This window comes from Pirellulales bacterium, assembly GCA_035939775.1.
Taxonomy (GTDB): Bacteria; Planctomycetota; Planctomycetia; order Pirellulales; family DATAWG01; genus DASZFO01.
Genome location: DASZFO010000086.1, coordinates 1 through 13,127, shown reverse-complemented (window position 1 = coordinate 13,127; position 13,127 = coordinate 1). Strand labels below are relative to the sequence as shown.

Below are 13,127 nucleotides of genomic sequence, written 5' to 3'. Positions count from 1 at the left end.
GTTCATGGAGGTCGCTTTCGGATCTGAAATTTCAAATCTGGAATATGAGACTCACGACGTATCGTATCAACTTCGCGGCGATTCAGGAAAAGGGGTAACTCGAAATCTGTCACGAGGGTCGGGACCCCGGCACGGGTATCGGCTCGTCGGGAAATGCCTCCCGCCAGATTTCGGCAAGTTCGTTGGCAAGACTGAGACGGCGAATCCAGTCGTTGAGGTAGGCCATGTCGATCTCGTCGCGGTTCTCCCGTAAGAGCATCGCGGCGTCAGCCCGGTCGATGACCCGCCCGGCAAGGAGTTTGAGGAGGATCAAGTCATCGGGACGAAGAACCTGCACGGGATGTTCGAGGCCAGGAATCTCCGCCATAGTTCGACGAGCCAACGCCGTCTTCTGATATTCGGAACCAGCGAATAACAAATCCACCTGGAACGGCATCGTCCGCTCGGGCGGCGTGAACTTGAGCTGAATCAGCTTCTGGTCTTCGATCTGGATGACCGGAGGGGAATGTCTCGGCCAAAAACCCGCCTGTCCGACAGCCGCAAAAACCTCGTCGAGCCGCGCTTCGTCGATGCCAATCAATAAGTCGGCATCGCGCGTGTATCGGATATGATTCCAGGCCGAGAGAGCCACTCCGCCGATCACAGCCATCGGCATCTTCAGCGGTTCGAGCGCCGTCCAGGCGTGACGGAGCGTGACCAGAATCGCTTCACCCGGCATGGGCGCGCTCCCGACGGCACAGATTCGTGATCATCTGTGCGACGGCTCGGTCGTGCTCCGCCGTCCGGCGCTCAAGCCACGCGAGACACGCTGCCTCGGCATCGCCGTCGGCTCCAACGCGGCGTCGCATGTTCGCCATCAGAAATCTATCCCCTTCGTCAACCATTTCCGCCCAGATCGCGATTTTCTGCCTCACGGGCAAATGCCGGACGCTCGGCGGAGCCAGTTCGGGAGGGGGAATGAGTTGGTTTTTCATATCCCAATTGTACCACGCTAAGAGCGCCTTGCGTCGCAGGCAAATACGCTAGTAGATTTTCATATCACAGCTCAATCCGCCGGCGGCGGGCACATAGCAGGCCTTGGCGTAGTCCATCACCATGCGGTGGGCGCTGAATCGCCACGCCAGCGAGCTGATCGAGTTCATCATCATTTGAATCCAGCGCCGTGGCAGGCCGTCGTTGTCGCGGTCGTAGAACAGCGGAATGACCTGTTGTTCGAGCACCTTGTAGAGCAGTTCTCCGTCTCGGCGGTCGCCGATCTCGTCGGACACATGACTATGCCCTCGGCCGATCGCGAAGCCGTTCTGCCCGTCATAGGCCTCGGCCCACCAACCGTCGAGCACGGAGAGATTCAGCCCGCCGTTGAGCACGACCTTCTGGCCGCTCGTCCCCGAGGCCTCAAGCGGCCGCCGCGGATTGTTGAGCCAAACATCGACGCCTTGAACCAAGTGGCGGCAAACGTTGATGTCGTAGTCCTCGACGAACACGACGCGCCCGGAAACATGCGGGTCGTGCCGCAAATTGGCAATTTTGCGAATCAGCCGCTTGCCCGGCTCGTCGGCCGGATGGGCCTTGCCGGCGAAAATGATTTGGATCGGCCGTTGCGGATCGTTGAGCATTTTGCAAAGCCGATCGAGATCGGAAAGGATCAAATCGGCCCGCTTGTAGGTGGCGAATCGGCGGGCGAAGCCGATCGTCAGCACGTTGGGGTCGAGCAGGTTGCGGGCCATTTCGACGGCTTCGTCGCTCTCGCCGCGGCGGCGACACTGCCGGCTCACGCGTCGCCGGGCGAACTGCAAGAGCAGGTTTTTCAGGCTGTAGTGGGTCTCCCACAACTCGCCCGGATCCACCTTGTAAATCTCGCGCCACATATCCGGCTCGCCCATGCCGCGGCGCATCCAGTCGGCGGGGAAGATGCGGTCGTAAAGCTGGAGCATCTGCCAGGCGAGCCAGCTCGGGATATGGACGCCGTTGGTGATGTGGCCGATCGGAATCTCCTCTTCGACGCGCCACGGCCAAAGATGGGCCCACATCCGCCGGCTCACGTGGCCGTGCAACGCACTCACGGCATTCGCCCGCCGCGAGAGCTTCAGCCCCAGCACGGTCATGCAGAAGCTTTCCCCTTCATTGTGCGGCTCGACGCGGCCCAGCCCCATAAGCTGCTGGAACGAGATGCCCAGTTGATCCCGGAGCGGGCCAAGGTGCTCTTCGATCAGACCGCCGTCGAAGCGGTCATGGCCGGCGGGGACGGGCGTGTGCGTCGTGAAGACCGTGTGCTGGGCGACTTCGCGAAGCGCTTCGTCAAACGAAACGCCGTCCTCCTCCATCCGCTCGCGGATCGCCTCGAGCGTGGCGAAGACACTGTGCCCTTCGTTCAGATGAAAAACGCCCGGCGAAATCCCCAGCGCCTTCAAGGCTCGAACGCCGCCGACGCCGAGCACTAATTCCTGGCGAATCCGCACACGATGGTCGCCGCCGTAGAGCCGGCTGGTGAGTTCGCGGTCTTCGGGACGATTGGAATCAACGTCGCAATCGAGCAGGTATAAGTTGACGCGGCCGACGCGCATCAGCCAAACTTTTGCCCGCAACGGGCCGTTGCGGGTGTCGATCTTGACGACGATGTGTTGGCCATCCGCCCCGAGCGCGGGCTCCATCGGCACGTTTTCGACCTTGGTGTCGAGATACTCTTCGCTTTGGTAGCCGTCGATATCCAGATGCTGCTTGAAATAGCCTTGGTCGTAGAACAATCCAATCGCGACGAGCGGAATGCCCAAGCCGCTCGCGCTCTTGATGTGGTCGCCGGAAAGCACGCCCAGGCCGCCGGAATAAATCGGCACCGACTCGTGCAGACCGAACTCGGCCGAGAAATAAGCGACGGGCTTGGCCCCCAGCACGCTGGCATGCGTCGTGCTCCACGTTTGCTTGGCGGCCATGTACTCCTTCAGCCGGCGATGGGCATGATTGATTCGGCTGTAGAGCACCAATTCGGCGGCCCGCATTTCGAGCCGCTCGGGCGTGAATTCCGCCAGCAGCGCAATCGGGTTATGGTCCAACTGCCGCCAGCGGATCGGATCGAGATCGCGGAACAGATTGGTGACTTCCGGATGCCAAGCCCACCACAGATTGCGAGCGACAGCCACGCATTTGTCGTACAATGTCTGTGCCGACAACTCGGAGAGGGAGAGTTTTTCGGCAGTGGCCGCGGGAGCGATGGGGGGCACAACTTCGGCTTGGCTCATGCGATTCCCTTGCTAACCAAAACGGATTTGTCGGCGAGAACGTAGTCGAGATGTGCTATCTGCGAGTCCATTCGCAGTCCCGATACGCAAAGCTACGGATTATAATGATTTGGCACGCGTTTGGCGACCCCGGAGTATCGCTGAACAGTTGAGTGCCGAGAGGAGTCTAGTAGAGCTGCAAATCCGATTTGACGGGTGCCATGGCCACTGCCCTGAGTGGCCATGCGCCGATTAAGTCCATGCCCGCGCAAAGCCGTGGACATGGCATCCAACTTATGAAAACAGTCTGGAATGTCCGCTGGCAAAACTGATGCAGGGCGAAATGCGATCCATGTTTGACCGCCCGCAAATCACTTCGCCCGACGATCCTGGTCTCGATGTGCTGGCTCGCGGCTTGGCGCAGCAATCAACGGAGTTGGACCTGCATCCCCGCTGGCCGGCCGAGCAATTGGTGGCGTGCGCCGAATCGGGCGTCTATCGCTGGTTCGCGCCCGCTGAATGGGGTGGATTGGACTGGAGCGAGGCGGACCTGCTCCGCGGGTATTTGCAGCTCGCAGCGGCCTGCTTGACGACGACGTTCATTATCACTCAGTTCACGTCCGCGCTGCGCCGGATCATCGATTCCGAAAAAGAGCCGCTCAAACGCCGGCTCGTCCCGAGCCTGCTCGACGGCCGCCATTTCACGACTGTCGGCATTTCCCATCTCACCACCAGCCGTCGCCATTTGGCCGAACCGGTGCTGCGAGCCGAGGAGACGGCCAACGGATTCGTCCTCGACGGATTTAGCCCCTGGGTCACGGGAGCGGCATATGCTCAAAGCGTCGTCATCGGAGCAACGCTCCCGGATCGACGGCAGGTGCTCGTCTCGCTTCCAACCGATCTCCCCGGCGTTTCCGTTCCGCCGCCGGCGCAGCTCGTTGGTTTATCGGCAAGCTGCACTGGCGAACTGCGCTGCGCTCGAGTCGCCATCGGCCGCGAATATCTCTTGGCAGGCCCGGCGGAAAACGTGATGGCCGGCAAGATCGGCGGCAAGACGGGCGGGTTTCAAACCTCCGCCCTCGCGCTCGGCCTCGCGACAGCCGCCCTCGACTTCCTCGCCCGCGAATCCGAGAAGCGCGCCGAACTAAAGGCGCCACTCGACAACCTCCGCGACGAACTCAATCAATCGCGCGACGATTTGCTGGCGCTCGCCGCCGGCGAAGAACCCTGCACCAGCGAGCGGATCCGCGCACGGGCGAACAGCCTCGTCCTCCGCGCCTCCCAAGCCGCGCTCGCCGCCGCCAAAGGCACCGGCTACGTTACCGGCCATCCGACTGGCCGCTGGTGCCGCGAAGCACTCTTCTTCCTAGTTTGGAGCTGCCCGCAGCCGGTCACTGCCGCGAACCTTTGCGAACTGGCGGGGCTGGAGAGCCTCTGATCTCGACGCCCTTTTCGCGGAGCCGCGCGTGCGGTATCATCTTTCCTTGCCCACCTGTTTACTCCGACTGTAGCCCGCGAGGAGCGATAGACCATCATGGCCGACGACAAGGTTCACGTTCATTGGCACGAGCATAGCGTCACACGCGAGGAGCGCGAGCAACTCAACAAGCACAAGGGGTGCGTCATCTGGTTTACCGGCTTGAGCGCCTGCGGCAAGAGCACGATCGCCAACCTGGTCGATCATAAGCTGCACTCCCGCGGGCTGAGGAGTTTCGTGCTCGATGGCGACAACGTCCGCCACGGGCTGAATGCCTCCCCCGCAATGCTCAAGGAACGGCACGGCGAGGAGTTCGCCAAGCGCTTCGGGCTGGGGTTTTCCGCCCAGGACCGCGAGGAGAATATCCGCCGGATCGGGGCCGTGGCCGAATTGTTCTGCCAGTCCGGCGCAATCGCGCTGACCGCCTTCATCAGCCCCTATCGCCGCGATCGGGACGCCGCGCGGGCCAGATTCAAGCCGGGAGACTTCATCGAGGTATTGGTCGATGCGCCGCTGGATGTCTGTGAAAAGCGCGACCCGAAAGGGCTATATAAGAAGGCCAGGGCCGGGGAACTCAAGGGTTTTACCGGGATCGACGACCCCTACGAGCCGCCGCTGTCGCCGGAATTGACGCTCGACGCCGGCACGAAAGACGCCGAAACTCTGGCGGACGAGGTGGTGGCCTACCTGGAAAAATCGGGAAAGATTCGCTAGTTCCCAGCGTTGGAGTTCAGGCTTTAGCCTGTCCGTTTTGCCGCCTAAAGGCAGAACTCCAACTGTCTAGCGGCGGAACTCGCACTGTTTTCACGCGACTTTTGCGCTGCGGCTATATCTGGCAAACAATCGGCTCATGCTAGCGGCGTATAATGGCCGGCGAGGCGGATGCCCTGCCAGCCAGAACTTTGCCGGACCGATTTCTTGGCGCAAATAATTGCGCGGGATTGACTTCTTGCGCGGCAAAGAACTAGATTCAATCGGTTAGGAATCCTTGACCGCAAGGAGGTCAGGTCGTGCCACGATTCTCGGCAAGAGATTTGCTCTTCACCGCCACGGTGAGTTTGGCCGGCAGTTCGACCGTGCCCCAGCGAGATTTGCACGTCGAACAGGCTAGTGATGCCCTCTCGCTGTGCGGGGCGTTGCGTCGGTTCTCGCGATTGTGTCTCGTAAGAAACTTTAGTGATCGCTTTACGACCAATTGCGATTGAATCAGCGCAACCGAGCGGAGCGAAATTGGAGGCAGCGATGGAAAAGATTTCGCGGGGGCCCATGCCGGTAGAAACAGAAACAATTCCGCCGCCGGCTGGGATGATGGCGCCACTCGCCGATCATCGCGCGCTGGCGTTGCGAATCAAGCGCTCGGTGCGGCGCAGCTCGGGAGGCGGCGTCAGATCGCTCGACGTTCAGGTGGATCGCGAATCGATTCGCCTGGGCGGTCGCTGCGCTTCGTTCTATTGCAAGCAACTTGCCCAGCAGGCCGCAATGCGGCTGAGTGGCGGAGTGCAAGTGATCAACGGGATCGAGGTCGAGGGGTAGGTCGGTTTTGGATTTGCGATTTTGGATTTTGGATTGAATTGTCCGGTGGAGCAAGGTTTCGAATCGTCGATCCAAAATCCGCGATCCAAAATCCAAAACTGCTTTCTTCGCCGCTCTCGTCAAATCTCATTCGATGACGGATAGTGCCCCGCCTGTTTATCGCGGCCGGCTCGCGCCGACTCCTAGTGGCTATCTGCATTTGGGCCACGCGAGCACGTTTTGGACGGCCTTCCAGCGGGCGCGCGAGCGCAACGGAGTGCTGCTGTTCCGCAACGAAGACCTCGATCCGGATCGCTGCCGCCCCGAATTCGCAGTCGCGGCGATCGAAGACCTGCGCTGGCTCGGCATCGACTGGCAAGAGGGACCGGACGTGGGTGGCCCGCACGCGCCATACACCCAAAGCCAGCGGCTCGACCACTTTCGCCGGACTTGGTTTCAACTGCACGCGGCCGGCGCGATTTATCCCAGTCCCCACTCGCGCAAGGACGTGCAAGATGCGCTCGTCGCGCCACATGACGACAGGAGCTACAAATCTGAGTTGACGGGTGCCATGGCCACTGCCGCGAGTGGCCATGCGCCAGCACAGCGCGACTCGCCAGATGGCGAGCCGGTTTTTCCCGTTCAGCTTCGTCCGCCGCAGGGCGCCGGCGAGGACGCGCGAGAGCCGGGCGAAGTCAACTGGCGGTTCCGTGTGCCCGACGGTGAAATAATCGCGTTTATCGATCTGCGAATCGGCCGCGTCGAGCGCACGGCGGGCCGGGATTTCGGCGATTTTGTCGTATGGCGCAAGGACAGTTTCCCGTCCTACGAGCTGGCGGTTGTCGGCGACGATCATGCGATGGAGATCACGGAAGTCGTCCGGGGCGACGACTTGCTGACCTCCACTTGTCGGCAACTTCTCATCTACCGCGCCCTCGGCTGGAAGCCGCCGGCCTTCTATCACTGCCCATTGGTCATCGATGCGGGCGGCAATCGGCTGGCCAAACGGAACGACGCCCTGTCGTTGCGAATGCTCCGCAAGCGCGGTTCGACGGCCGAGCAGATTCGCGCGCACCTACTGATCGAGCCGTGATATAATCGCGCCGATGACAGCGTCTCTTCCTATCGACGACGATGCCGCTTGGGCGCCGATGGCGGCGCGGTGGCGGATTCGGTCGGACACGATCTATTTGAACCACGGCTCATACGGCCCGCCGCCGGATGTGGTGCGTAGCGCTCGCCGCGAATGGATCGATCGGCTCGACAAGCAGCCGATGGATTTCTTCAACCGGCGGTTTGAACCGGCGCTGATGAGTGCCCGCGATCGCTTGGCGCGGTTTGTCGGCACGAGCGGTGAGAATCTGATCTTCGTCGACAACGCCACGGCTGGGATGAACGTGGTGGCGAGTTCGTTTCGTATGCAGCCCGGCGACGAAGTGCTGCTCAACGACCACGAATACGGCGCGGTGCTGCGGATTTGGAATCGGGCTTGTCAAGAGGCGGGAGCGGCCGTGAAGTTGGTCGAGCTGCCGCTGCCGTTTTCGAGCGCCGACGACACCGTTGGGGCGATCTTCGCCGCGGCGACCGATCGCACGCGGCTCCTGGTGGTGAGCCATATTACGTCGCCGACCGCCGTCACCTTGCCGCTCGAGCGGATTTGCGCCGCGGCGCGCCGCCGCGGGATCGCCGTTGCCGTCGATGGGCCCCACGCCGTCGCGCAGCTTCCGCTGACGATCGATTCGCTCGGCTGCGATTTCTACGCGGCAAGCTGCCACAAATGGCTAAGCGCCCCGCTCGGCTCCGGCTTTTTGTACGTAGCCCCTCGGCATCAATCGCGCGTCCGCCCGCCGACGTTGAGTTGGGGCCGGGTTCAGCCCACGCCCGTCGAAACCTGGTCGGATGAATTCGTCTGGACGGGGACGCGCGATCCGTCGGCGTTTCTGACGGTCCCAACGGCGATCGACTTTCTCGAAGAAGTCGGCCTCGAAGACTTCCGCGCTCGGACGCATTGGCTCGCGCAATACGCGCGGCGGAAACTGGTGGAACTCACTGGCTTGGAGCCGATCGTGCCGGACGATCCGGCCTGGTACTGCGCGATGGCCCACGTGCCGTTGCCGCCGCGGCGCAGGTCAGCCGCGGCGGACGCCGAGGCGCGAGCCGCGATTGGGCATCCCGTGGCCAGTCTGTTGCAGCAGGCGATTTGGCGCGAATACGGAATCGAAGTCCCGATCGTCGATTTCGGCGGCCGCCGCTACATCCGCGTTTCGTGTCATCTCTACAACGACACGAGCCAGATCGACCGGCTCATCACCGGCCTTGCGAAGCTGCTTTCTCGTGATGAATGAGTTGCACCGAACCGGCGAGCGTCAACGCTGTTTTGACACGTTGGGTGCCATGCCCACGGCTCGGCGTGGGCATGAGCTTCAACGAGGCACGGCCACTCAGGGCAATGGCCATGGCACCCCGTCACTTCAGCGTTGACGCACCACTAGCTCATTCATCCTCCTCGTCGTCTTCCCAATCCTCTTGCTCGTCCCACATTTCTTCGCACTCCTTGCAGGCGGGCGCCGATTTGTCCAACAATTTGTCGCAGAACGTACACCACAACTGGCCGCACTTGAAGCAGCGGCCGACGCTCGGGTCGTCGATTTCCGGATCGTTGCCGCAATTGCCCGTCTCGTGGCTGCCGCATTTCGGGCAATCGCCGACGAGCAGGCGATTGGCGAACTCCTCGGCCGTGCCGCTTTCCTCGAAGGCCGTTTGCAGCTCCTGGATCATCTCGGGGTCCATTTGGGTGAGCATCTCCTCGACCAGGGCGATCTCCGCCGCGGTCGGTTCCGGCTCCACGGCCAGCTCGCAGAATTGGCAGACGGTGGCCGCGTCTGGAATCTTCTTACCGCAATTTGGACATTTCATTTTGTCGCTCCATCACCGGGCAAGGTGCAATTGGTGTTCGTGGCCGACGCTGCCAGCGTCGGAACGCCCCGCAAGCAAGCCTTCATCATCCTAGCCCTTCACCCAAACCGAACGCAACGATTCTTGACGTTCGCCCGGCTGACCGGCATGATTCAATAGGAGAGCGCGCCGACGCGCGAACGGGAAATAATATGCCTCGACTCGATTCGAATCCATCAAGTCCGGTGGCGCATTCGCCCGATCCAACCCAGATGCTTCGCCCGCGGCGGCGGATCACGGGCATGTCGGCGATCTTGCTTCCGTTGGCCGGCGGCCAGATCGACTGGCCGAGTTTCGCCGCACACGTGGCTCGCACGGCGGATGCTGGACTGATCCCCGCGGTGAACATGGACACCGGGTATGTTAATCTTCTTGACGACGCCACGCGGCTCGCCGTGCTCGATCAAACGCGGAGTGTGCTTGCCGGGCAGCCATTTGTGGCCGGGGCGTTCGTCGCCGATGCGCCGGGCAACCGGTTCGATCGCGACGCGTATCTGCGGCAGGTCGAGCCGATCGCCGCCCGCGGCGGTATGCCCGTCATCTTTCAATCACACGGGTTGACCGACCAGGCCGACGACGACATCGTGGCCGCATACGCCGATCTGGGCCGGAGCGTGGACCGGTTCATCGGCTTCGAGCTGGGCCAGATGTTCGCCCCGTTCGGCAAGATTTACTCGCTCGATGTTTACCGCGGGCTTCTCGCCGTCCCGCAGTGCATCGGGGCAAAGCACTCGTCGCTGTCGCGCGATTTGGAATGGCAACGGCTGATGCTGCGCGACGCGGTCCGGCCCGATTTCCAGGTGTTTACTGGCAACGATCTGGGGATCGACATGGTGATGTACGGCAGCGATTATCTGCTCGGGCTGAGCACGTTCGCCCCGGATTGTTTCGCCCGGCGCGATGCCCTCTGGGCGGCGGGCGATCCGGCGTTTTATGAACTCAACGACGCGTTGCAATACCTCGGCTTCTTCGCCTTCCGCGCGCCGGTGCCGGCATATAAACATTCCGCAGCGATGTTTCTGCACCTGCGCGGCTGGATCGCCAGCGACGCAACCCACCCGCGCAGCCCGACTCGACCCGCGTCGGATCGCGCGATCCTCCGCGAAATCGCCCGGCAACTTGACATTCCTGTAACAGTCTAGTGCTTTGTCACCGTTTGGTTTTGGGGTTTAAGGTTCTTCGTAGCGGTGGCTTCTAGCCGCCGTTCACGGGCGCAGGATGCTCCCGCTACGACTGAGGCCGACATCAAATCTTCATCTCATCCTCCTCATGTCCTTCCCGCGGATTGCGACATTCAAGACCATCGCCGCCTTTCGAGCGCATCTTGCGGCGCTCCGGATCGAACTGCCGCTCGACGAAGAGTTGGCGAGCGGCCCCGACTCGCCGCTGGCCCGCCCGTTCCCGCGGGCCCGCGGGACGATCGGCAATCGGTTCGCCATTCTGCCGATGGAAGGTTGGGACGGCACGGCGGACGGACGGCCGACGGTTTTGACGCGGCGGCGGTGGGCGAACTTCGGACGCAGCGGCGCGAAGCTGATCTGGGGCGGCGAAGCGTTTGCCGTCCGTCACGATGGGCGCGACAGCCCGAGTCAGCTTCTGCTAACCGAAGAAACACTCCCCGATGTCGTGAGCTTGCGCGAAGAACTGGAAAGCGTGCATCGCGAGCGTTTCGGCAAAACGGACGATCTGCTGGTCGGCCTGCAACTGACACACTCCGGGCGCTTCTCGCGCCCTAACGATAAGCGCCGCCTCGAGCCGCGAATCGTCTATCGTCATCCGTATCTTGACGCGCGATTTGGCGTGCATGACGATCGGCCGGTGTTGAGCGACGACGAGATCGCTCGCTTGGTGGACGATTTCGTGGCCGCCGCGCGGCTGGCCCAGCGGGCCGGCTTCGCGTTCGTCGATGTGAAGCACTGTCACAGCTATCTGGGTCACGAGTTTCTCTCGGCCATCGATCGGCCGGGGCGCTACGGCGGCAGCCTCGAAAACCGGACTCGATTCCTGCGCGACATCGTCGGCGGCATTCGGGCCGAGGCGCCGGGGCTGGAAATCGGCGTGCGCGTGAGCCTATTCGACTTTCGCCCGTTTCAGCAGGGACCCGACGGCCGCGGCGTGCCGACGCCGGCCACCGAGCCGTACCGCTATGCCTTCGGCGCCGATGCCGCGACGGGGCTCGCGGTTGATTTGCGTGAGACCTCGGAATTCTTCGCTCTCTTGGAGCAACTGGGGATCGAGCTGGTGTGCACCTCCGCCGGCAGCCCCTACTACAATCCACACATCTTGCGTCCCGCCGCGTTCCCACCCTCCGACGGATACGAGCCGCCGGAAGATCCGCTCGTCGGCGTCGCGCGGCAAATCGCCGCCACGGCCTGGCTCAAGGCCCGCCATCCGCGCCTGATTCTCGTCGGCTCCGGCTACAGCTATCTTCAAGAATGGCTAGCACACGTCGCCCAGCGCGTGGTTCGCGACGGCGGGGCCGACTTCATCGGCATCGGCCGAATGGTGCTGGCCTATCCCGAATTCCCCGCCGACGTTCTCGCCGGCCGCCCACTCGCCCGCAAACGCCTTTGCCGCACCTTCAGCGAATGCACGAGTGCCCCGCGCAACGGCCTAATCTCCGGCTGCTTCCCCCTCGACCCGTTCTACAAAGCGCTCCCGGAACACGAGCAGTTGGCCGCGATCAAGCAGGCGAGACGTTGACCGTGATCTCTCCGGGGCCGTTTATTTTTTCACGATGGGAAAAGGAGTAGGCGCCGCTTGCCGAGCGGCACCTGAAGTGCAAATCGTTGCCATTCCGGCAATTGAAGGTCCCGCCCGGCATGCGGGACCTACAATGGGCGACCGCTCATCTTAAAGAAATAAAGGCCCTGGCGATCTCTCCCTCTCCCTGTCCCTTGGCGGATTTCCGTGAGCCTCGTCGAACAGGACAGGGGCGGGGTGACGGGGCCGGCGGGGACAACTGCGCGAGCAATGACGACCAAGACGAGCACCGTCGCCGATAGACCAAAGCAACACCCGCCACCAGTCCGCCGATTGCCAGCAAAATCAGGCTCGACGGTTCCGGCACGACGGCGAACTGGCTGTTGTGATTCACGATCGCCCAGACCGTGCGACTGGCAATATCAACGCCGTAGCTCCCGAGGAAGTTGCCGACGTTCGAGTCGGTAACTAAGTTCGCTGCCGCGAATGTATCCCATGACCCCTGGTAGTTGTGGAAGACGTCGCCGGACAAACCTGCTCCGAAATTGCCCATCGTCGCATTCTGCCAAATGCCGAACGGCTGATTGAGCGTAGAATTGAGCCACGCCAAATCAATCAATCCATCCGCAGCCAACGAACTCTCACGGGTGTCCAACGCGGACGTGCTGTAAGTCATCTGTAGTGCGAATGCGTCGGTCTGGACATGTCCCCCTGCGTTAGACGACATCCCGCTCAAATTCAACACGTCGCTGATCAGCCCAGGACCGTCGCTAGCGGTATTGTGGACGCGCCACTGCATGGCCACATCGCGAAACGTGGCGTTTTTATTCTTGCCAGCTCGAATGTCGGCCATGCTTCCAATCGCGATTCCACCGGCTGTCGCACCAAGTCCAGCATAAGAACCGCCGGGCTGAACTCGACGGATAAGCGACGCGAGGGTGAAATCGGTTCCCGCAGAGATGAACGTCGTATTAGAACCGTTGCGGGCGAGCGAGCCGGTGACCTGAAGCGTGCCTCCGTTAACGGACGTACTGCCGGAGTAAGTATTGGCGCCTGAGAGCGCGAGCCTGCCGTTCGGACCCTTGTTGAGAACGATGTTTCCACCAGCGCCGACGATAGACCCCGAGAATGTTGTTGACGATTTGTCGGCGCTGCCCGTGCCGATCGTCAGTTGGGATGGAGTGCCGGCCGGATTGAGGTTAACGATCGTGGCAGGGGCGAAGTTAGGAGGGAGCGCGGCGTTCTCCAGAGACATGATTTGCTGA

At 62.1% G+C, this 13,127-nt stretch carries 12 protein-coding genes; 8 read left to right on the top strand and 4 right to left on the bottom strand.

The window, feature by feature from the left end; genetic code table 11:
* Positions 1-109: 109 nt before the first annotated feature.
* Together VGY55_05055 and glgP are read right to left on the bottom strand one after the other, a co-directional pair.
* Positions 110-718: a nucleotidyl transferase AbiEii/AbiGii toxin family protein gene (locus VGY55_05055; protein ID HEV2969339.1), complete on the bottom strand. Its 609-nt coding sequence runs from the start codon at positions 716-718 to the stop codon at positions 110-112.
* Between the two features lie 304 nt (positions 719-1,022).
* Positions 1,023-3,236, bottom strand: a complete 2,214-nt coding sequence (gene glgP / locus VGY55_05050) for an alpha-glucan family phosphorylase (protein HEV2969338.1) — start codon at positions 3,234-3,236, stop codon at positions 1,023-1,025.
* Between the two features lie 322 nt (positions 3,237-3,558).
* On the opposite strand from glgP, the gene VGY55_05045 reads away from it, so the two are divergent.
* The 6 genes from VGY55_05045 to VGY55_05020 all read left to right on the top strand — a co-directional run bounded on the left by VGY55_05045 (position 3,559) and on the right by VGY55_05020 (position 8,549).
* The gene (locus VGY55_05045; GenBank protein HEV2969337.1) at positions 3,559-4,653 is read left to right on the top strand and encodes an acyl-CoA dehydrogenase family protein; all 1,095 of its coding nucleotides are present in this window, start codon (positions 3,559-3,561) and stop codon (positions 4,651-4,653) included.
* 96 nt (positions 4,654-4,749) lie between these two features.
* A complete protein-coding gene (cysC, locus tag VGY55_05040) occupies positions 4,750-5,406 on the top strand; it encodes an adenylyl-sulfate kinase (GenBank protein ID HEV2969336.1) in 657 nt (218 codons plus the stop codon).
* 296 nt (positions 5,407-5,702) lie between these two features.
* Positions 5,703-5,897: a hypothetical protein gene (locus VGY55_05035; GenBank protein HEV2969335.1), complete on the top strand. Its 195-nt coding sequence runs from the start codon at positions 5,703-5,705 to the stop codon at positions 5,895-5,897.
* Positions 5,898-5,958: 61 nt separating this feature from the next.
* A complete protein-coding gene (locus VGY55_05030) occupies positions 5,959-6,225 on the top strand; it encodes a BON domain-containing protein (protein HEV2969334.1) in 267 nt (88 codons plus the stop codon).
* A 133-nt stretch (positions 6,226-6,358) separates the two neighbouring features.
* Positions 6,359-7,297 (top strand): glutamate--tRNA ligase family protein, encoded by a 939-nt coding sequence (locus tag VGY55_05025; GenBank protein ID HEV2969333.1) that lies wholly within the window; start codon positions 6,359-6,361, stop codon positions 7,295-7,297.
* Positions 7,298-7,310: 13 nt separating this feature from the next.
* On the top strand, positions 7,311-8,549 hold the full coding sequence (locus VGY55_05020) for an aminotransferase class V-fold PLP-dependent enzyme (GenBank protein HEV2969332.1): 1,239 nt from the start codon (positions 7,311-7,313) through the stop codon (positions 8,547-8,549).
* A 148-nt stretch (positions 8,550-8,697) separates the two neighbouring features.
* On the opposite strand, the gene VGY55_05015 is transcribed toward VGY55_05020, so the two are convergent.
* Entirely contained in the window at positions 8,698-9,120 is a 423-nt protein-coding gene (locus VGY55_05015) for a hypothetical protein (protein ID HEV2969331.1), read from the bottom strand.
* A gap of 191 nt (positions 9,121-9,311) precedes the next feature.
* Between VGY55_05015 and VGY55_05010 the strand changes: the two genes are divergently transcribed.
* Together VGY55_05010 and VGY55_05005 are read left to right on the top strand one after the other, a co-directional pair.
* On the top strand, positions 9,312-10,301 hold the full coding sequence (locus tag VGY55_05010) for a dihydrodipicolinate synthase family protein (protein ID HEV2969330.1): 990 nt from the start codon (positions 9,312-9,314) through the stop codon (positions 10,299-10,301).
* Between the two features lie 127 nt (positions 10,302-10,428).
* Entirely contained in the window at positions 10,429-11,862 is a 1,434-nt protein-coding gene (locus VGY55_05005) for an NADH:flavin oxidoreductase (protein HEV2969329.1), read from the top strand.
* A 145-nt stretch (positions 11,863-12,007) separates the two neighbouring features.
* On the opposite strand, the gene VGY55_05000 is transcribed toward VGY55_05005, so the two are convergent.
* On the bottom strand, positions 12,008-13,127 hold a 1,120-nt coding region (locus VGY55_05000), incomplete at its 5' end, for an autotransporter-associated beta strand repeat-containing protein (protein ID HEV2969328.1).